A 17,804-nucleotide genomic window follows, 5' to 3' on the forward strand; every position below is an offset into this window, starting at 1 on the left:
CATTCGCGTGGCGCACACCGAGCCCTCGCGGTGTTCGGCCCCGGATTAAATTTCGGTCATGACCAATCACACACATTCGGTGACATTGCTGACTCGCGCGGGGTGCGGGCTGTGTGCGACCGCACTGCGACAGCTGAGCGTGATCTGCGCCGAATTCGGTATCGAACCGGGGACCGTCGACGTCGACGAAGCCGCCGCTACCGACCCTGGCCTGCGCGCGGAGTACGGCGACCGGCTTCCCGTCGTTCTGCTCGACGGCCGCGAACACAGCTATTTCGATGTCGACGAGACCCGATTGCGGGCGGACCTGAAGCGCTGAGTACCCCGTTTTCCGTCCGATTCGGCCGCTGCGCTGGTCGCGGCGGAAAATGAGGCCAATTTCACCGACTTTGTGCAGGGCTTCACAAGCAGTTACGGTGGTGGCACGCGACCCGCATGCCGAGGCTGCGGAGCCGCCCCGAAATCCGAAACTTCGACACCATGGCACCGGACCGTCCCCGGGTCAGCGGGGTCGAGCGACGAACCGGAGCCCGAGGCCCGGGACGAGGAGCCGACGACGTGACAGAGCAGCATGAGGCGCCAGGTGGCGTCTCCGGCAGGGCTCTGCAGAAGGACATCCCGCAGGCCACCGTCGCGCGGCTGGCTACCTACCTCCGGGTCCTCGCCATGTTGGCCGACGACGGTGTTGCCATCGTATCTAGTGAGGAACTGGCTGTCGCGGCGGGTGTCAATTCGGCCAAATTGCGCAAGGATCTGTCCTTCCTCGGCCCCAACGGTGTTCGCGGCGTCGGCTACGACGTGGCCAAGCTCCGCGCCCGGATCGAGGGCGTCCTCGGCCTGTCCCAGGGCCACCGTGTCGTGCTGGTCGGCGCGGGGAACCTGGGCCGCGCCCTGGTCGGCTACGGCGGATTCCGACGGCGCGGTTTCACGGTGGTCGGCATTTTCGACAGCGACCCCGGCGTGATCGGCATACCGGTCGCAGGCCTGGTGGTGCGTGACGTCACCGAGCTGGCGGCCGCGGTCGCCGATCTGAAGCCGACCATCGCGGTCATCACCGTGCCCGACGATGCCGCCCAGGACGTGTGCGACCGGCTCGTCGCGTCCGGACTGCAGTCGATTCTGAGCTTCGCCCCCTGCGAGCTGGTCGCACCGGCGACGGTCGAGGTCCGTCGCGTCGACCTGGCCGTCGAGATGCAGATGCTCTCGTTCGAACGGGTACGCAACGCCGAGCAGCCCCCGCTGCCGGAGGTCGCGCACGCCGGGTCGGGGCGCATCGCGCACCGTCTGCCGACGCCGCACGCGGCGCCCGCGCACCCGGCGCTCCAGCACTCGGCAACCCCGCATACGGCAACCTCGCATACGGCAACGGAGCCAAGCAGCAAGGGATCGGTGGTCACACCATGAGTGAGCGCAGCGAGCGAATCATGCAGCACAGCACGGCGGTTGGTCCCGCCCGTGCCGGGACGGTGGCGGCATGAGCGTTCTCCTCGTCGGCATCTCGCACCGCAGCGCGCCGGTCCCGGTCCTGGAGAAGGTGGCCGTCACCGATGCCGACCGGCCGAAACTGATCGACCGCCTGATCTCCTCCAGCCACGTGTCCGAGGCGATGATCGTCTCCACCTGCAACCGGGTGGAGGTCTACGCGGTGGTCGACGCCTTCCACGGCGGGCTCGCCGAGATCGGCGACCTGCTGACCAAGCACTCCGGCCTGCCGATGCCCGATCTGACCAAGCACGCCTACGTCCGTTACTCCGAGGCCGCCGCCGAGCATCTGTTCGCCGTGGCCAGTGGATTGGACTCGATGGTGGTCGGCGAGCAGCAGGTGCTCAGCCAGATCCGCGGCGCCTACGCCTCCGCCGACGCGCAGCAGGCGGTCGGGCGGACCCTGCACGAACTGGCGCAGCACGCGCTGCGGGTCGGCAAGCGGGTGCACTCCGAAACCGGCATCGATCGCGCGGGCGCGTCGGTGGTTTCGGTGGCGCTCGATCGCGCGCAGCAGGTACTCGGCCCGCTGGCCGGCCGGACCGCCGCGGTCGTCGGAGCGGGCGCCATGGGAGGTCTCGCGGTCGCGCATCTCTCGCGCGCCGGGATCGGCCGGATCATCGTGGTGAACCGCACTCTCGCGCGGGCGCGCAGACTCGCGGAGACCGCGCGAACGCACGGCGTCGAGGCCGAGGCCGTGGAGCTGTCGCGGCTCACCGAGGCGATGGCCGCGTCCGACGTGGTGGTCACCTGCACCGGTGCGGTCGGCACGGTCGTGACGCTCGCCGACACCCACCGCGCGCTCACCGAGCGCGAGCGCGGCGAGGAATTCGCCACCGTGGAGCGGCCGTTGGTGTTCTGCGATCTCGGCTTGCCGCGCGATGTCGAGCACGCCGTGGCCGGACTGCCCGGCGTCACGCTCATCGATATCGAGACATTGCAACGCGATCCGGCGGCGGGCGCCGCCGCAGGCGACACCGCGGCCGCGCGGTCGATCGTGGCCGACGAATTGGCCAAATACCTTGCCGGTCAGCGGATGGCCGAGGTCACCCCGACGGTGGCGGCGCTGCGCCAGCGCGCCGCTGAGGTGGTCGAGGCCGAACTCCTCCGGCTGGATTCGCGGTTGCCCGGCCTGGCCGACCCGGAACGCGACGAGGTCGCGCGCACGGTGCGCCGGGTGGTCGACAAGCTGCTGCACGCGCCGACGGTGCGGGTCAAGCAGCTCGCGTCCACGCCGGGCGGCGACAGCTACGCCGAAGCGCTGCGCGAATTGTTCGAACTCAAACCAGGTGCGGCCCAAGCGGTCGCCGCGCCGATGGAGATCACCGCGCTCGCCGGAGATCATGCGGAGATCACAACGGCCGACGCGGAGATCGCGCTGGCCGACGACTTCACCGCAGGCCATCGCGGCGAGGAACAGGGGCAGACGGCATGACCATGGTGCACCGAGAAGACAACGCGACCGCGGAGGGCACCCGTACCCCGTGGCGGATCGGCACCCGGGGGAGCCTGCTCGCGCTCACCCAGGCGGGCACGGTGCGCGACGCGCTGATCGCGGCCGGGCAGCCGGCCGAGCTGGTCGTCATCAAGACCGCAGGCGACCTGTCGTCGGACCCGGTGCAGAAGATCGGCGTCGGCGTGTTCACCTCCGCGCTCCGCGACGAGCTGGCGGCGGGCGCGATCGACATCGCCGTGCACTCCTACAAGGATCTGCCCACCGCGCAGGACCCGCGCTTCACCATCGCCGCGATCCCGCCCAGGGAGGACCCGCGCGACGCACTGGTCGCACGCGACGGGCTGGTGCTCGGCGAGCTGCCCGCCGGTGCCAAGGTGGGCACCTCCGCGCCGCGCCGCGCCGCGCAGCTGCGGGCGCTCGGGCTCGGCCTGGATGTCGTCCCGTTGCGCGGCAACCTGGACACCCGGTTGCGCAAGGTCAGCGAGGGCGAGCTGGACGCCGTGGTGGTGGCCAGAGCCGGACTGGCGCGCATCGACCGGCTGGACGCGGTCACCGAGGCCTTGGAGCCGGTGCAGATGCTGTCGGCGCCCGCTCAGGGTGCGCTCGCGGTGGAATGCCGCAGCGACCACGCCGCGCTGGTGGAGATCCTCTCCGGACTGGACGACGCGGCCACCCGCGCGTCGGTCGTCGCGGAGCGGTCACTGCTGGCCGAACTGGAGGCGGGCTGCACCGCGCCGATCGGCGCGCTCGCCGAAGTGGTCGAATCGCTCGACGACGACGGGCGGATCGTGGACGAGCTGTCGCTGCGCGCCTGCGCGGCCGCCGTCGACGGATCCGACGTGCTGCGGGCCTCGGTGGTCGGCGCCCCGGCCGACGCGGAGGAACTCGGCCGTGCGCTTGCCCGCGAGTTGCTCGACATGGGTGCGCGCGAGTTGCTCGCCGCCGAACCGGACGACGGTTCCCCCACCCGGGCGGTGAGTTCGCCCGCCACAGACTTGCCCAACCCCAGCCCAATGGAGAACAGCCGATGAGCGGAAGCACAGGCACCGTGCCCTCGGGTATGCCGGAGCCGAGCGCAAGCGAGGTGCAGGCATGAGCCGAGCCACGAAGAAGCACCCCGGTCGCATCCTTTTCGTCGGATCGGGTCCTGGTGACCCGGCGCTGCTCACCGTCCGGGCACGTGAGGTGATCGGACGGGCCACGCTGGCGTTCACCGACCCGGACGTCGACAAGGGCGTGCTCGCCCTGATCGGCACCTCGGTCGAGCCGGGGCCGGACGGGGAACGTCCCGTCGACGTGCGGCCCGCGCTCGGCGAGCCCGCCGAGGTGGCCAAGACACTGATCGCCGAAGCGCGCGCCGGGCACGACGTGGTGCGTGTGGTCGCGGGCGACCCCCTGACCACCGACTCGGTGATCGCCGAAGTCAACGCCGTCACCAGGTCGCACATGGTCTTCGAGGTGCTGCCCGGCCTGCCCAACGGCTCCGCGGTGCCCAGCTACGCGGGCATCGCACTTGGTTCCGGGCACACCGAGGCGGACGTGCGCGGCGAGGTCGACTGGGCCGCGCTCGCGGCCGCCCCCGGCCCGCTCGTGCTGCACGCGACCTCCGGGCATCTCGCCGAGACCGCGAGCGCCCTGGTCGAGCACGGCATGGCGCCGCAGACGCCGGTCGCGGTGACGGTGCGGGGCACCACCCGTCAGCAGCGCACCATCGAAGCCACCCTGGCCACGCTGAACAGCGCCGCCTCGGAACTGGTCGGCCCGCTGGTGGTGACCATCGGCAAGGTGGTCGCGCACCGGTCGAAGATGTCCTGGTGGGAGTCGCGCGCGCTGTACGGCTGGACCGTGCTGGTGCCGCGCACCAAGGATCAGGCCGCGGAGATGAGCGAACGGCTCGTGACGCACGGCGCCATCCCGATGGAGGTGCCGACCATCGCGGTCGAGCCACCGCGCAGCCCCGCCCAGATGGAGCGCGCGGTCAAGGGTTTGGTCGACGGGCGCTACCAGTGGGTGGTGTTCACCTCCACCAACGCGGTGCGCGCGGTCTGGGAGAAGTTCGCCGAGTTCGGCCTGGACGCGCGGGCGTTCTCCGGCGTGAAGATCGCCTGCGTGGGCGAGGCCACCGCGGAGAAGGTGCGGTCGTTCGGCATCAACCCGGAACTGGTGCCCAGCGGCGAGCAGTCCTCCGAGGGGCTGCTGGCCGACTTCCCGCCCTACGACGACGTGTTCGACCCGGTGAACCGGGTGCTGCTGCCGCGCGCCGACATCGCCACCGAGACGCTGGCCGAGGGCCTGCGCGACCGCGGCTGGGAGATCGATGACGTGACGGCCTACCGCACGGTGCGCGCCTCGCCGCCGCCCGCGGAGACCCGCGAGATGATCAAGACCGGCGGCTTCGACGCGGTCCTGTTCACCTCGTCGTCCACGGTGCGCAACCTGGTGGGCATCGCGGGCAAGCCGCACGCGCGCACCATCGTGGCGTGCATCGGCCCCAAGACCGCCGAGACCGCCATCGAATTCGGCCTGCGCGTGGACGTGCAGCCCGAGGTGGCCCAGGTCGGTCCCCTGGTCGAAGCGCTGGCCGAGCACGCGGCCCGGCTGCGCGCCGAAGGCCTCCTGCCGCCTCCGCGGAAGAAGAGCCGCCGCAGTAGGTAGCTGTGTTCGATTGCCGCGACTTCGTCGCGGCGTGTTCGCGGCCCTTTTGTGGCTCGCGTCCGAGCGGCCGCGAGCCGGGCCGCGAACGGCGCGTGCTCGGTCTCGCTTCGCTCGAAAGAAGTGGTTGGGGTGTGCTGGGCGCGTAAGGACGATCGCTCCGGACCAGAGCTCGCCGGTCTGGCCGCGTAGGGCGGGTTCCGACTGGCGGCCGCGTTTACATGCTGGGCCGCAAGACGGATGCTCGGTCTCGCTGCCAGGTGCGCGGGCGAGGTGGTCGATATCGTTCGGCGCGTTACGACCTGCATCGTGATGTGGGCTCGTGCCGTTCGCTGACTGTGCGCCCGAAAGATTTCCGGGCACCGAGATGGTCGCCTTTTCGTTCGTGCGCGGTCGCGAAGGCGCGCTGCGATACCGCCTTCGCGACCGCGAGCCGGAACGAGTGATCGGCGCTCAGTACCGCTTGCGCATCAAGGTGCGGACCATGGAGCAGGTCGCGTCGGACGGAGGTCGGATGCCGATCACCTCGGCGGTGTGCCTGATTCGCTTGTTCGTGGCATAACTCGGGGCGTAGACGCCGGAGTCGAGCAGCGCGATCGCCAGGCGCATCGCCTTCAGCCGCCGGTTGTGCAGGACATACCACGCCCGCGGACGGCCCGCGGGCAGCCTGCGCTTCTCCAGCGGAGCATAGGGGCGATCGATGAGAACGGTTTGTGGTGTGCGCATTGGCATCCCTCCCGTGGCGATCGGGGGCGGAAGCCCCCTCGAACGTACCTTCGATTCTACCCGGGGGCACCGACAAAGTTCGCAGGCCACAAGGGCTTTCGCTCGGCCGACGGCTCACAGATCGTGCAACAGCCGCAGCGACTGCGGATGGCCCAGCGCGGCCGCGCGTTCCAGCCACCGCCGAGCTTCCCGCTGCGCCGGTGTGCGCCCGGTCGCGATGGCGGCGGCGGTTCGCAGCACCTCGGGGTCGGTGAAATCGCCTGCCAGGTAAGGCGTGTTGGCCGCGCGCAGCAATAGTGCGAGATGGAACATCGAGTCGGGGTCATCCGCCTCGGCGCCCTTGCGCAGCCACCGCTCACCCTCGGTTCGGTCGCCACGGTCCAGGTGCAGCGCGCCCAGCACCGCCATCGCATCGGTTCTTCCGCGGCGCGCGGCCTCGGTGAGCAGGTCGATCGCACGGTCGAATTCGCCGCGACGCGCCAGGTGCAGGCCCAGGCTGCGCATGGCCGTCGGGTTTCCGGCACGAACCGCTCGTTCGTACCACTGCTCGGCCTCTTCGTCGCGGCCGCGCCGATTCGCGAGTACGCCCATGTTGCAGAGAGCTTCGGGCAATCCGCGCTCGGCCGCGGGCCGCAGCCAGCGCTCGGCCTCGTCCAGATTCCCGCGCTCGGTGTGCAGCAGGCCCAGCTGCATCCCCGCCGCCTCGTTCCCGCGCGCGGCGGCGGTCTCCAGCCAGCTGATCCCCTCGCCGATCCGGCCGTCGGCCCCCAGCAGGGCGCCGAGCATTCCCATGGCGGGCGCGCTGCCACCCGCGGCGGCCCGGCGCAGCCAGTGTTCGGCGCCCGCCGCGTCGCCCGCGTCCCACAGCGCTTCGGCGCGTCGTTGCATGGCGAGCAGTTCGACCTCGTTCGGTCGCTCGGTCATCTCAGCACCCCGCCTCGCGGGACTCCGCGAATTCCACGCTGTCCATCATCGCGCCTGTTGGAGCGGGGCGCGGTACCCGTTCGCCCGCGCGTACGCGGCCAGCTGCGCGTCGTAGTTGCGGAGGCTGTCCAGCAGCCAGGTGTGTCCGGTGTCCTTGACGACCACGATCGGCCCTCGGCTGCCCGGCGGAAGCGTGGGAACGGAGCCGTCGAGGTACCAGGATGTGGTCGACCACGGGAAGATGAAGGCCCAGCCGATATCGGCGACCCGCTGTGGCGGACCGAGCTGCAAGGGGTCGGCCGGGGTGGCATGGCGTGCGCTGTGCTCGGCGAGCAAGTGCCGTGCGCTGTTGCGGGCCACCCGCACGTCCAGCGGCCCCGAAGTGGTGCAGGGGAACCGCAGGCTGATCTCCGCCCCGGGGCGCAGCAGTCGGCCCGCCTCTTCCAGCACCCGGCAGGGCCTGCTCCGCAAGCGCAGGAAGACGCTGCGGGCGGTGTCGGAGAACCGCAGCTGCACCGTGGCGTCCTCGGTGCCGCCGACCAGGTGCGTACCGCGGCTGCGCACCCACTCGTGCTCGTCGGGACGGATGCCGAGGCTGGGACAGGCCACGTGCGCGCAAGGCATCACCCCGGACGCGGCCGATTGCCGGGCGAGGAACTCCACGCTGAAGTTCTGCCCCGTGGCATCGGTGGCGCGCCAGGTTCGCAGTGCGGACGCGGGCGGGGGCAGACCGTCGGTCAGTACCGGCCACCAGTCCGACAGCAGTACCGCCACCCACGACTCGAAGTCGGCGGCTCTGGCCAGCGAGATGTCGATGTGCGGATCGGTCATGCTGTCCCCCAGCGGGTCTCGCCCCTAGTCGGAGTATGCGCCTCCGCGCGCGGTGCGAGGTGTGATTTCACACACCGTTATCAGTCGGATGACAAGGCCGATCGCCGCGTAACGGGCCGGGGGCCGTAAGCGGGCGACGGGCGCTCGCGACAGCCGATCACGCCGGGCGTATCGTGCGATTCATGACCGGAATGGACCGCCCACGGCGGTTGCGCCGCACCCCGGCTTTGCGTCGTCTCGTGGCCGAAACGACACTCGAACCACGACAATTGGTACTACCGATGTTCGTGGCCGACGGCTTGGCGGAACCGCGCCCGATCGGTTCGATGCCGGGCGTGGTGCAGCACTCGCTCGACTCGCTGCGCAAGACGGCCGTCGAGGCCGTCACGGCCGGTGTGGGCGGCATCATGCTCTTCGGCGTGCCGCGCCCGGAGGACAAGGACGCCGTCGGCAGCGCCGCCGGTGACCCGCGCGGCATTCTCAACCGCGGCCTGCGCGCGCTCGCCGACGAGGTGGGCGACTCGACCGTGATCATGGCGGACACCTGCCTGGACGAGTTCACCGACCACGGCCACTGCGGCGTGCTCGCCGCCGACGGCACGGTCGACAACGACGCGACGCTGGACCGCTACGTCGAGATGGCGCTGGCCCAGGCCGAGGCGGGCGCCGACCTGCTCGGCACCAGCGGCATGATGGACGGCCAAGTCGGCGCGATCCGGCGCGGCCTGGACGCGGCCGGACGCATCGACACCGGCATCCTGGCCTACTCCGCGAAATACGCCTCGGCGTTCTACGGCCCGTTCCGGGAGGCCGTCGGCTCCTCGCTGGAAGGCGACCGGCGCACCTACCAGCAGGACCCGGCCAATCGCCGCGAGGCGATCCGCGAACTGGAATTGGACCTGGCCGAGGGTGCGGACATCGTCATGGTGAAGCCGGCCATGTCGTATCTGGACATCCTGCGCGAGGTCGCCGATCGCACGACGGTCCCGGTCGCCGCCTATCAGATATCCGGTGAGTACGCGATGATCACCGCCGCCGCCGAGCGCGGCTGGATCGACCGCCGCGGCGCTGTCCTCGAGTCACTGATGAGTATCCGCCGCGCGGGCGCGGATATCGTGCTCACGTACTGGGCGACCGAGGCCGCGAACTGGCTGTCGTGACGAACATGGCGGGACCGTTCGCCGCTGGCCCGGCCCGGCCCCCGATGCCGGAGGACGTCGGTACCGCGCGGCAGCTGTGGTGGGGTGTTATCGGATTCGGCGTCGTGCAGTTGATCGCCTCGATCATCGCCGCGCTGGATCAGCGGCGCACGTTCGCCGAAGAGGTCTTCGAGCAGGCCAGGGTGCAGGATCCGCAGGTCACGATGGCCAGCGCGGAATTGATGGTGTCGCTGGTCTACGTCGTCGTGGTGCTGATCGGGCTGGGCGTCGCGGCGCTGGTGTCGGTGATCGTGCACCAGTTCGGGCGCGGCAAGCCATGGGCGCGCACCGTGCTGACGGTGCTCGGCGCCTGGGTGGTGGTGATCGGCGTCGGCGCCCTGCTGGCGATCGAGGCGGTGGCCGGGACGGCTTCGCTCGTCGCGGGCGGCGCGTCCATCGTGCAGGCGGTGCTGGCGGTGGGCGCCATCTATCTGTCCCACCGGCCCGATTCCACCGCGTACTTCCAGCCGGGCGGGCGCTGATGCAACACGTTTCCAATTTGTCCGAGACAGTCCGGCATGTATGGTGAGGGTTGTCACAGTGGACGTGGGAACCGGTAGTCGTTTGTCATGCGTTGTCGTGTATTACGTGCGGGAACTCGGCAGATGGCTCCGGAGGATCGGAGGCATCGATGCGAGTGGTGATCCAGCAGCCGCACAGCATTCGGCGGGATCTGGCCGTCTTGAGTCTGTTGATCCTGTTCGCCGTGTTGACCGTCGCCGTGCTGTTGCTGCCCGGCCTGAGTCGCTGATCTCACTTCTCGCCGTGTCGGCGCGCGCTGCCGCGGGAGGCCCGGCGTGACCGCTGCCGCCGTCTTGTTCGCCGAACCGGGCGCCCGCTGGCGCGCGGTGGCCTACGGCCCGATCCTGTGCCTGGCCGTTCTCGTCCTCGAATTCGCCACGGGCGGTGCCGTGCACTGGTTCGCCCTGGTGTTCTGCGCCGCGCTGATCGCGGGTTTCGTCGCCCTGCAGGTTGTCGCGGGCAAGCGGCACGTCAGTGTCGAGCTCACCGAGGAGACGCTGCGTTCGGGCACCGAGTCGCTACCGCTGGACTCGATCGCGGAGGTGCTTCCCGAGCGCGACGAGGATTCCTGGGACGACGAGGACTGGGAGTCGGCCAGGGCGCTCGGTGAGCTGAGCGGGGTGCCCCGCCGCCGCACCGGCATCGGTCTGCGGCTGGCCGATGGCGGCCTCGTGCAGGCATGGGCCAGAGATCACAAGGCGCTGCGAACGGCGTTGACCGAAGCCGTCCAGCGCAGTTCGGACGGAGTGGACCGATGAGGCGCTGGATCGTCGCGGTGCTCGTGGAACTGGATCTGTTCGTGCTCGCCCTGATCGCGGCGGCGCTGAGCGCGCGCGCAGGCGTGCGCACCACCGACTTCGCGCCGGCCGGCGACGCCCCGGGTTTCACCGCCACCCGCTACGCGGGCCCTTGGTGGCTGCTGGCCACGTTGCTCGTCGCGGTGGCCGGTGTGCTCGCCATCGACGCCGGGGCCCGGCTGTGGCGCGGTCGCCGTGGCGCCGCGACCGGCGGCTGATCGGCGCGAGTTCGTCTGCGGCCGTTTGACCTCGCGGAACGCGGGAACGCCACGGACATGAAACCAACTGTCCAGCGAACACTTTTCGGTGCGGTGGCGGCCGGTGTGATCGGCGCGGCCGCGGCCGTACCCGCCACCGCGTCCGCCGAAGCCGTTCCCGGAACGCCTGTTCCGGCGACACCGGTCTTCGCCGCTACTCCGCCCGCACCGTTGCTGCATTTGCTACCCACGCCGTTGGCGTGCCTGGTGACCACCGGGTTCGCCAAGTTCTGCCTGGGTCTCACGTAGCCACGGATTGCCTGCGAACCGCTGCGGACGGCGCGCGAGCGAGTTACCGTGCAACCGCGCTCCGTCCGCTGCCCGACGCCTGCCGACTGTGCGCTTTGGCTGGAATGGCTCTGGGGCCGTTAATATTTCGGCCGTAGTTGGAACGCGCGTCAATGAAGGAAAGTGTTTGATGAACCGGTTCGCCGTGAAGATCTGTGCCGCGTTTGCCGTGGCTGCCGCCCTCGGAATCGGGGCCGCGCCCGCGGGCGCGAACCCGGGGTTGCCCCTGGAGGACGCGAACCCGGTCGACGCGCCGATTCTCGTGCCGGATTCGGGTTCGGCGGGCCCTTATAACGGGTTCATGTGCTTCCTGCACACCATGTCGGCGCAGGTCCCGTGCATGTACGCCTGACGGCGGCGTCGCGGCGCCCGCTCAGTTCCAGTGCTGGTAGATGTCCAGCACCCGGCCGTTGCGGGCGCCGGGAGCGTTGAGATAGACGGTGACCGTCCCGTCCGGATGGCCTGCGGCCTCCAGGACCACTTGGCGCAGGGTGGCGTGCACCGCGCCGCGATCATCGCGGTAGATCGCCGAGTCGTCCTTCAGCCCGGCGCCGATCCGGTTCGGCGGGACGACCATGGTGACCAGCGCCGGGATCGGTCCGCCCGCCAGCATGGTGGTCGCCGTGTGGTCCAGCGGGACGGCCAGCCGCGCCTGGTCGAGTTGATCGAACGGCTGCGCGGCGGCGGACCCGGCCCCGAGAGTCACGGCGGCTCCCGCGACGACGGCGAGCACACCCACGCTGACGATGGCAATCCGCATGCAGACCCTCCCGAACGATGGACGAATGTGAGCTGAGACTACGCACCGGCAACCGTCCAGCGATCGAATTTCGCGCGAACCTCACCTCGGCGTGTTGCCAGGCGGCTGCGGCCTGCATCACTGCACTACACCCTGTCGTCGAACCGATTTTCCGGTGCTGCGAGACTGGAACGCGTGAGTTCTTCTCCGCGCGTGACCAGTGCGACCGTGCCGGTTTCCGCTCAGCTCTTCGACCGGGCGAGTTCGGTGATTCCGGGGGGCGTCAACTCTCCGGTGCGGGCATTTCGATCCGTCGGCGGCACACCGCGATTCATCGCCTCGGCCGCCGGCTGCACACTCGTCGACGCCGACGGCAACGAGTACGTCGACCTGGTCTGTTCCTGGGGGCCGATGATCCTCGGCCACGCGCACCCCGCGGTCGTCGAGGCGGTGCGCCGTGCGGCGAGCGGCGGCCTGTCCTTCGGTGCGCCGACCGAAGCCGAGATCGAACTCGCCGAGGCGATCGTGCGCCGGGTCACGCCGGTGGAGCGGGTCCGGCTGGTGAACTCCGGCACCGAGGCAACCATGAGCGCGGTCCGGTTGGCCCGCGGCTACACCGGCCGTACCAAGATCATCAAGTTCGCCGGTTGTTATCACGGTCACGTCGACGCGCTGCTCGCCGACGCGGGCTCGGGCGTCGCCACGCTCGGTCTGCCCACCTCCCCGGGGGTGACGGGTGCGCAGGCGGCCGACACCATCGTGCTGCCCTACAACGACCTCGAGGCCGTCGCCGCCGCCTTCGCCGCGAACCCCGGCGAGATCGCCTGCGTGATCACCGAGGCGGCGGCGGGCAACATGGGCGCCGTCGCGCCGCTGCCCGGCTTCAACGCGGGCCTGCGCGCGCTCACCACCGAGCACGGTGCGCTGCTCGTCATGGACGAGGTGATGACCGGCTTCCGGGTCAGCAGTGCGGGCTGGTTCGGCCGGGAAGGCGTCGCGGGCGATCTCTACACCTTCGGCAAGGTGATGAGCGGCGGACTGCCCGCGGCCGCGTTCGGCGGACGCGCCGAGATCATGAACCACCTCGCGCCGCTCGGGCCGGTCTACCAGGCCGGCACGCTGTCCGGCAACCCGGTCGCGGTGGCCGCCGGCCTCGCCACGCTGCGGGCGGCCGACGACGCGGTCTACGCCGCACTCGACCGCAACGCACAGCGGCTCGGCGAGCTGTTCGGCTCGGCACTGAGTGCCGCGGGGGTCGGGCACCAGGTGCAATTCGCAGGCAATATGGTGAGCGTGTTCTTCGCCGAACGCCCGGTCACCGATTACGCCGCCGCCAAGGCGAGCGAGACCTGGCGCTACCCCGCGTTCTTCCACGCCCTGCTCGACGGTGGCGTGTACGCGCCGCCGAGCGCGTTCGAAGCGTGGTTCGTCTCCGCGGCGCTCGACGAGGACGCGTTCGACCGTATCGCTGCCGCCCTGCCCGCCGCCGCGCACGCGGCGGCGGCCGCCACCCCCGAAGGATCCCGCGCGTGACCTCCGACCTCGATCAGCCCGATGCCGACCGGCGCGAGCCGGCCAAGCCGTCCGCCGAGCCGGACGTGACCGCGACCAACGGCGCGGTCGCCGTCGCATCGGTCATCGACCCGGTCGCGGAGGCGACCGTGATCGACGCGGGTGAGCAGTTCGCCGCCGCGACCCGGTCCGCGACCACAGAGCCCGTGGCATCCAGCCTGGTCGACGCGGGCGCTCACTTCGCAGCGGCCGCGGGGACGACGTCGCAGGCCGGGGGAGAAGAGGTCCCCGAGGGCCCGGCGGAGGACGAGGCCCCCGAGCCGGTCGAGCGCGCCGAGGGCCGGATCAGCGCCGCCGAGCGGGTGCACGACGGCGGCGCCGCCATCGAGACGATCGTGCACGTGCTGCGGCACGGCGAGGTGCACAACCCGAACGGCATCCTCTACGGCCGCCTGCCCGGCTTCAGCCTGTCGGTGACGGGGCGCGCGCAGGCCGCCGCCGTCGCGCGGACCCTGGCCGATCACGACATCGCGCTGGTCATCGCCTCGCCGTTGCAGCGCGCCCAGGAGACCGCCGAGCCGATCGCCGCGCAGCACGACGTCATCGTCCGCACCGACGAGAACCTCCTCGAGGCGGGCAACACCTTCGAGGGCCTGCGCGTGTCGGTCGGGGACGGAGCGCTGCGCAAGCCGCGGCACTGGTGGAAGCTGCGCGATCCCTTCACCCCGTCCTGGGGCGAGCCCTACCTGCAGATCGCGCACCGCATGCTGGCCGCGGTGAACAAAGCCCGGGTCGAAGCGGCCGGGCGGGAGGCGGTGCTGGTCTCGCACCAGCTACCGGTGTGGACGCTGCGGCGGTTCCTACAGGGGCAGCGGCTCTGGCACGACCCGCGCCAGCGGCAGTGCTCGCTCGCGTCGCTGACCTCGCTGGTCTACCACGGCGACACGCTCGTCGACATCGTCTACTCCGAGCCCGCGGGCGGCTCGGACCCGTCGGTGCACGGCGCATGACCCGCTCCACCGCGTTCCCCCTCCCGCCCTCGGTGCGCACCGGGCGGGCGCTGCCGGTTCTGCTCGCGTGCGTGGCGCTGATCGCCGCGCTCGCGGGTTGTTCGACCGGTTCGGACGCGGTGGCCTCGGGCGGCACCTTCGAATTCGTCTCGCCCGGCGGCAAGACCGACATCCGCTACGACCCGCCCGCCGCGCGCGGCACCATCGGCGAACTGGCCGGTCCGGACCTGATGACGGCGGGCAAGACCACCTCGGTCGAGGACTACGCGGGCAAGGTCGTGGTGCTCAACCTGTGGGGCCAGTGGTGCGGTCCGTGCCGCGCCGAGGCGCCCGCCCTGGAGCAGGTCTACGAGGCGACCAAGGACAAAGGCGTCGCATTCCTCGGGATCAACGTCCGCGATCCGCAACAGGACAAGGCCCAGGATTTCGTGGTCGACAACAAGGTCGGCTACCCGTCCGTCTACGACCCGTCGATGCGCACGCTCTTGGCGCTCGGCGGGAATTTCCCTACCAGTGTCATCCCAACCACGCTCGTCCTCGACCGGCAACACCGGGTCGCCGCGGTCTTCCTGCGGTCCCTGCTGGCCGAGGATCTACAGCCGGTAATCGAAAGTATCGCCGCGGAGGAATCACAGTGAATCGCGACCGCCGTACCCGCCACCTGCGTGCCTGCCGGCCACGGCAGGGCGCCCGACGCATCGGCGGAGGATGGGCCGTCGACGACCGGTGGGCGGGTATCGCCACCGTGCCGCGCAGCGTCGCCGCCGACTCCCTCTTGGACTTCGCCGTATTCGAGGCGGCCGAGGAACCCACCGCCACCGAGCACAAGGTGTCGTTGCGCCGCGGCGCCGGACGACCGCCAGAGGACACGCCGGAGGAATCGGTGTGACGCTCGCGCGCACCGCGCCGCATAACGGGGAGAACCTGTGATGGTGCTCGCCGGAGTCGGTGATTCGTTCCAGCAGACGGCGGCCTCCGGGCCGCTGCTACTGGCGCTCGGCGCGTGCCTGCTCGCGGGTCTGGTGTCCTTCGCCTCGCCGTGTGTGGTGCCGCTCGTGCCCGGCTACCTCTCCTACCTGGCCGGACTGGTCGGCGCCGAGGCGCCGCCCGCCACCGTCGCGCAGGCCACCGGGGGCCGTACCGGAGGAGCGGTGACCGCCGCCGAGTCGCTTCGCTCGGGGCGGATGCGGGTCGCGGGTGCGGCCGGCTTGTTCGTGGCCGGTTTCACCGTGGTCTTCGTGCTCGCCACGGCGACCGTCTTCGGCGTCATCCAGACCCTCAACGTGAACCGTGAACTGCTGCAACGCATCGGCGGCGTGGTGACGATCCTGATGGGCTTGGTCTTCATCGGCCTGGTGCCCGCGTTGCAGCGCGACACCCGGATGGAGCCGCGCAGGCTCACCAGCATCATGGGCGCGCCGCTGCTGGGCGGAGTGTTCGCGCTGGGCTGGACACCGTGCCTGGGCCCCACGCTCTCCGGCGTCATGGCCGTGGCCGCGGGCACCGACGGGACGACGGCGGTGCGCGGGGTCGCGCTGATCGTCGCCTACTGTCTGGGACTCGGTCTGCCGTTCGTCGTGCTGGCCTTCGGTTCGGCGAGCGCGTTGCGCGGGGTGGGGTGGCTGCGCCGCAATTCCCGCACCATCCAGATCATCGGGGGCCTGTTGCTCGTCGCGGTCGGCGCCGCGCTGGTCACCGGGGCGTGGGACCAGTTCGTCGCCTGGGTGCGCGACGCGTTCGTCTCCGAGGTGACCTTGCCGATATGACCGTGACCGACCACCCGACGATCGAAAGCGCCGAGCGGCCGCCGCGCCAATCCCTGCCCGGACGGGCCTGGGCATTGCTGCGCAACACCTGGCGCGGGCTCACCAGCATGCGCACCGCCCTTGTGCTGCTGTTCCTGCTCGCCTTGGCCGCGATTCCCGGCGCGTTGCTGCCGCAGCGCAATCTCAACGAGCAGAAGGTCGACCAGTACATCGCCGACCGGCCGACGCTCGGCCCGTGGATGGACCGCTTCGAGCTGTTCGACGTGTTCTCCAGTTTCTGGTTCACCGCCGTCTACGTGCTGCTGTTCATCTCCCTGGTCGGTTGCATCCTGCCGCGCACGCTCGACCACTACCGGGCGCTGCGCACACCGCCGGTGCGGGCGCCGCGCAATCTGACCAGGCTGCCGCACCACTACTCGGGTCTGGCCGAGCGGTCGCCCCGGGAACTCGTCGACCACGCCCGCGCCCAGCTGCGCGGCTGGCGCACCGAGGTCCGCCCCGGCCCCCGCGAGGGTGAACTGGCGCTCTCGGCGGAGAAGGGCTACACCCGCGAACTCGGCAATCTGGTGTTCCATCTGGCGCTGGTCGGGCTGCTGATCGCCATCGCGGCGGGCAAGCTGTTCGGCTACGAGGGCAGCGTCATCGTGCTGGCGAACAACGGCCCCGGCTTCTGCACCACCTCGCCCGCGGTGTTCGACTCGTTCAAGGCGGGCAACGTCAACGACGGCACCGGGATGACCCCGATCTGCGTCCGGGTGAAGGATTTCCGAGCCGACTACCTGACCAATGGGCAAGCGGAGATGTTCACCGCGAACCTCGCCTACCAGGCGGGCGACGACCTGCGGACGAACGCCTGGCGCGATACCCGGGTGCAGGTCAACCACCCTTTGCGCGTCGCAGGCGACCGGCTCTACCTGCAAGGTCACGGCTACGCGCCGACCTTCACGGTCACTTTCCCCAACGGCCGGACCCGCACCGAGTCCATCCAGTGGCGTCCCGACGACGCCTCCACATTCCTGTCCAGCGGTGTGCTGCGGATCGACCCGCCCGGTGGCATGTACGCCACCGACGAGGAGCGCCGCAAGAACCAGATCGCGATCGAGGGGTTGTTCGCGCCCACGGCGATGTTCCACGGGTCGTTGCTGACCTCGGCGTTCCCCGCGATGAACGATCCCGCCGTCGCGGTCGACATCTATCGCGGCGACACCGGCCTGGATACCGGGAAGCCGCAGTCGCTGTTCGCGCTGGACCCCGAGCAGGTCAAACAGGGCCGGCTGGCCAAGGAGGCCAGGGTCAATCTGCGCCCCGGCGAGTCGACCACGCTGCCGAACGGCACCAAGGTCACCTTCGACGGCGCGCAGGAGTTCGTCAATCTCCAGGTCTCGCACGACCCCGCGCAGAAGTGGGTGCTGGTGAGCGCGCTGTTCATGATGGCGGGCCTGCTGGTCTCGCTGCTGATCAAGCGCAGGCGGATCTGGGTGCGGGTCTACCCGGCCGAGGACACGGCCGGTACCGTTGATAAACGACGCACTGTAGTAGAGATGGGCGGGCTGGCCAGGACCGACCAGGCGGGCTGGGGCGGCGAGTTCGACCGGTTGCGCGCCCGCCTGCTCGACGAGCACGCCGAGACCACGGGAGAGTGA

The 17,804-nt window shown here is 70.6% G+C and carries 21 protein-coding genes; 17 read left to right on the top strand and 4 right to left on the bottom strand.

What is annotated here, in order from left to right:
• The first annotated feature begins 58 nt into the window (after nucleotides 1-58).
• The 5 genes from ACGF7Y_RS13110 (at nucleotide 59) to ACGF7Y_RS13130 (ending at nucleotide 5,593) form a co-directional block, all read left to right on the top strand.
• Entirely contained in the window at nucleotides 59-319 is a 261-nt protein-coding gene (locus ACGF7Y_RS13110) for a glutaredoxin family protein (protein WP_062968198.1), read from the top strand.
• A gap of 239 nt (nucleotides 320-558) precedes the next feature.
• The gene (locus tag ACGF7Y_RS13115) at nucleotides 559-1,404 is read left to right on the top strand and encodes a redox-sensing transcriptional repressor Rex (protein ID WP_393232918.1); all 846 of its coding nucleotides are present in this window, start codon (nucleotides 559-561) and stop codon (nucleotides 1,402-1,404) included.
• A gap of 70 nt (nucleotides 1,405-1,474) precedes the next feature.
• Nucleotides 1,475-2,917 (top strand): glutamyl-tRNA reductase, encoded by a 1,443-nt coding sequence (locus tag ACGF7Y_RS13120; RefSeq protein WP_393232921.1) that lies wholly within the window; start codon nucleotides 1,475-1,477, stop codon nucleotides 2,915-2,917.
• Complete coding sequence (gene hemC, locus ACGF7Y_RS13125; protein WP_357131122.1) at nucleotides 2,914-3,969, top strand: hydroxymethylbilane synthase; 1,056 nt, start codon at nucleotides 2,914-2,916, stop codon at nucleotides 3,967-3,969. Before ACGF7Y_RS13120 ends, hemC begins: the two co-directional genes overlap by 4 nt.
• Before the next feature lie 61 nt (nucleotides 3,970-4,030).
• Nucleotides 4,031-5,593 (top strand): bifunctional uroporphyrinogen-III C-methyltransferase/uroporphyrinogen-III synthase, encoded by a 1,563-nt coding sequence (locus tag ACGF7Y_RS13130; protein WP_040870383.1) that lies wholly within the window; start codon nucleotides 4,031-4,033, stop codon nucleotides 5,591-5,593.
• A gap of 450 nt (nucleotides 5,594-6,043) precedes the next feature.
• On the opposite strand, the gene ACGF7Y_RS13135 is transcribed toward ACGF7Y_RS13130, so the two are convergent.
• The 3 genes from ACGF7Y_RS13135 to ACGF7Y_RS13145 all read right to left on the bottom strand — a co-directional run bounded on the left by ACGF7Y_RS13135 (nucleotide 6,044) and on the right by ACGF7Y_RS13145 (nucleotide 8,071).
• On the bottom strand, nucleotides 6,044-6,316 hold the full coding sequence (locus ACGF7Y_RS13135) for a hypothetical protein (protein WP_040870381.1): 273 nt from the start codon (nucleotides 6,314-6,316) through the stop codon (nucleotides 6,044-6,046).
• A 114-nt stretch (nucleotides 6,317-6,430) separates the two neighbouring features.
• Nucleotides 6,431-7,240 (bottom strand): tetratricopeptide repeat protein, encoded by an 810-nt coding sequence (locus ACGF7Y_RS13140; protein ID WP_393232924.1) that lies wholly within the window; start codon nucleotides 7,238-7,240, stop codon nucleotides 6,431-6,433.
• Nucleotides 7,241-7,285: 45 nt separating this feature from the next.
• Entirely contained in the window at nucleotides 7,286-8,071 is a 786-nt protein-coding gene (locus ACGF7Y_RS13145; protein WP_393232927.1) for a hypothetical protein, read from the bottom strand.
• A 182-nt stretch (nucleotides 8,072-8,253) separates the two neighbouring features.
• Between ACGF7Y_RS13145 and hemB the strand changes: the two genes are divergently transcribed.
• From hemB to ACGF7Y_RS13175, 6 genes are all read left to right on the top strand, one after another.
• Nucleotides 8,254-9,231 (top strand): porphobilinogen synthase, encoded by a 978-nt coding sequence (gene hemB / locus ACGF7Y_RS13150; RefSeq protein WP_393232929.1) that lies wholly within the window; start codon nucleotides 8,254-8,256, stop codon nucleotides 9,229-9,231.
• Nucleotides 9,232-9,236: 5 nt separating this feature from the next.
• Nucleotides 9,237-9,752 carry a hypothetical protein gene (locus tag ACGF7Y_RS13155; protein WP_393232932.1) on the top strand — a complete coding sequence of 172 codons (516 nt, stop codon included), beginning with the start codon at nucleotides 9,237-9,239 and terminating at the stop codon, nucleotides 9,750-9,752.
• A gap of 315 nt (nucleotides 9,753-10,067) precedes the next feature.
• A complete protein-coding gene (locus ACGF7Y_RS13160; RefSeq protein WP_062968217.1) occupies nucleotides 10,068-10,550 on the top strand; it encodes a hypothetical protein in 483 nt (160 codons plus the stop codon).
• Nucleotides 10,547-10,807 carry a hypothetical protein gene (locus tag ACGF7Y_RS13165; protein WP_393232935.1) on the top strand — a complete coding sequence of 87 codons (261 nt, stop codon included), beginning with the start codon at nucleotides 10,547-10,549 and terminating at the stop codon, nucleotides 10,805-10,807. Before ACGF7Y_RS13160 ends, ACGF7Y_RS13165 begins: the two co-directional genes overlap by 4 nt.
• Nucleotides 10,808-10,864: 57 nt before the next feature.
• A complete protein-coding gene (locus ACGF7Y_RS13170; protein ID WP_393232938.1) occupies nucleotides 10,865-11,095 on the top strand; it encodes a hypothetical protein in 231 nt (76 codons plus the stop codon).
• Between the two features lie 169 nt (nucleotides 11,096-11,264).
• Nucleotides 11,265-11,486 carry a hypothetical protein gene (locus ACGF7Y_RS13175; protein WP_357034484.1) on the top strand — a complete coding sequence of 74 codons (222 nt, stop codon included), beginning with the start codon at nucleotides 11,265-11,267 and terminating at the stop codon, nucleotides 11,484-11,486.
• Nucleotides 11,487-11,507: 21 nt separating this feature from the next.
• On the opposite strand, the gene ACGF7Y_RS13180 is transcribed toward ACGF7Y_RS13175, so the two are convergent.
• On the bottom strand, nucleotides 11,508-11,894 hold the full coding sequence (locus tag ACGF7Y_RS13180; RefSeq protein WP_040870371.1) for a hypothetical protein: 387 nt from the start codon (nucleotides 11,892-11,894) through the stop codon (nucleotides 11,508-11,510).
• Between the two features lie 174 nt (nucleotides 11,895-12,068).
• Here ACGF7Y_RS13180 and hemL point away from each other — a divergent pair, with 174 nt between their 5' ends.
• The 6 genes from hemL (at nucleotide 12,069) to ACGF7Y_RS13210 (ending at nucleotide 17,804) form a co-directional block, all read left to right on the top strand.
• The gene (hemL, locus tag ACGF7Y_RS13185; protein WP_393232942.1) at nucleotides 12,069-13,406 is read left to right on the top strand and encodes a glutamate-1-semialdehyde 2,1-aminomutase; all 1,338 of its coding nucleotides are present in this window, start codon (nucleotides 12,069-12,071) and stop codon (nucleotides 13,404-13,406) included.
• 341 nt (nucleotides 13,407-13,747) lie between these two features.
• The gene (locus tag ACGF7Y_RS13190) at nucleotides 13,748-14,395 is read left to right on the top strand and encodes a histidine phosphatase family protein (RefSeq protein ID WP_393233172.1); all 648 of its coding nucleotides are present in this window, start codon (nucleotides 13,748-13,750) and stop codon (nucleotides 14,393-14,395) included.
• Nucleotides 14,392-15,033, top strand: a complete 642-nt coding sequence (locus tag ACGF7Y_RS13195) for a TlpA disulfide reductase family protein (RefSeq protein WP_393232945.1) — start codon at nucleotides 14,392-14,394, stop codon at nucleotides 15,031-15,033. Before ACGF7Y_RS13190 ends, ACGF7Y_RS13195 begins: the two co-directional genes overlap by 4 nt.
• The gene (locus ACGF7Y_RS13200; protein WP_393232947.1) at nucleotides 15,030-15,284 is read left to right on the top strand and encodes a hypothetical protein; all 255 of its coding nucleotides are present in this window, start codon (nucleotides 15,030-15,032) and stop codon (nucleotides 15,282-15,284) included. The genes ACGF7Y_RS13195 and ACGF7Y_RS13200 overlap by 4 nt, the downstream gene beginning before the upstream one ends.
• 40 nt (nucleotides 15,285-15,324) lie before the next feature.
• A complete protein-coding gene (locus ACGF7Y_RS13205) occupies nucleotides 15,325-16,161 on the top strand; it encodes a cytochrome c biogenesis CcdA family protein (protein ID WP_393232949.1) in 837 nt (278 codons plus the stop codon).
• Nucleotides 16,158-17,804 carry a cytochrome c biogenesis protein ResB gene (locus ACGF7Y_RS13210; protein ID WP_393232952.1) on the top strand — a complete coding sequence of 549 codons (1,647 nt, stop codon included), beginning with the start codon at nucleotides 16,158-16,160 and terminating at the stop codon, nucleotides 17,802-17,804. Before ACGF7Y_RS13205 ends, ACGF7Y_RS13210 begins: the two co-directional genes overlap by 4 nt.

The organism is Nocardia sp. NPDC047654 (assembly GCF_043205035.1).
Lineage (GTDB): Bacteria > Actinomycetota > Actinomycetes > Mycobacteriales > Mycobacteriaceae > Nocardia.

Excerpts from the sequence above, each read along its gene's own strand:
- ACGF7Y_RS13110 (WP_062968198.1), top strand. The coding sequence starts at position 59 with ATGACCAATCACACACATTCGGTGACATTGCTGACTCGCGCGGGGTGC.
- ACGF7Y_RS13120 (WP_393232921.1), top strand. The coding sequence starts at position 1,475 with ATGAGCGTTCTCCTCGTCGGCATCTCGCACCGCAGCGCGCCGGTCCCG.
- hemC (WP_357131122.1), top strand. The coding sequence starts at position 2,914 with ATGACCATGGTGCACCGAGAAGACAACGCGACCGCGGAGGGCACCCGT.
- ACGF7Y_RS13130 (WP_040870383.1), top strand. The coding sequence starts at position 4,031 with ATGAGCCGAGCCACGAAGAAGCACCCCGGTCGCATCCTTTTCGTCGGA.
- ACGF7Y_RS13135 (WP_040870381.1), bottom strand. The coding sequence starts at position 6,316 with ATGCGCACACCACAAACCGTTCTCATCGATCGCCCCTATGCTCCGCTG.
- ACGF7Y_RS13140 (WP_393232924.1), bottom strand. The coding sequence starts at position 7,240 with ATGACCGAGCGACCGAACGAGGTCGAACTGCTCGCCATGCAACGACGC.
- ACGF7Y_RS13145 (WP_393232927.1), bottom strand. The coding sequence starts at position 8,071 with ATGACCGATCCGCACATCGACATCTCGCTGGCCAGAGCCGCCGACTTC.
- hemB (WP_393232929.1), top strand. The coding sequence starts at position 8,254 with ATGACCGGAATGGACCGCCCACGGCGGTTGCGCCGCACCCCGGCTTTG.
- ACGF7Y_RS13155 (WP_393232932.1), top strand. The coding sequence starts at position 9,237 with ATGGCGGGACCGTTCGCCGCTGGCCCGGCCCGGCCCCCGATGCCGGAG.
- ACGF7Y_RS13165 (WP_393232935.1), top strand. The coding sequence starts at position 10,547 with ATGAGGCGCTGGATCGTCGCGGTGCTCGTGGAACTGGATCTGTTCGTG.
- ACGF7Y_RS13170 (WP_393232938.1), top strand. The coding sequence starts at position 10,865 with ATGAAACCAACTGTCCAGCGAACACTTTTCGGTGCGGTGGCGGCCGGT.
- ACGF7Y_RS13175 (WP_357034484.1), top strand. The coding sequence starts at position 11,265 with ATGAACCGGTTCGCCGTGAAGATCTGTGCCGCGTTTGCCGTGGCTGCC.
- ACGF7Y_RS13180 (WP_040870371.1), bottom strand. The coding sequence starts at position 11,894 with ATGCGGATTGCCATCGTCAGCGTGGGTGTGCTCGCCGTCGTCGCGGGA.
- ACGF7Y_RS13195 (WP_393232945.1), top strand. The coding sequence starts at position 14,392 with ATGACCCGCTCCACCGCGTTCCCCCTCCCGCCCTCGGTGCGCACCGGG.
- ACGF7Y_RS13205 (WP_393232949.1), top strand. The coding sequence starts at position 15,325 with ATGGTGCTCGCCGGAGTCGGTGATTCGTTCCAGCAGACGGCGGCCTCC.
- ACGF7Y_RS13210 (WP_393232952.1), top strand. The coding sequence starts at position 16,158 with ATGACCGTGACCGACCACCCGACGATCGAAAGCGCCGAGCGGCCGCCG.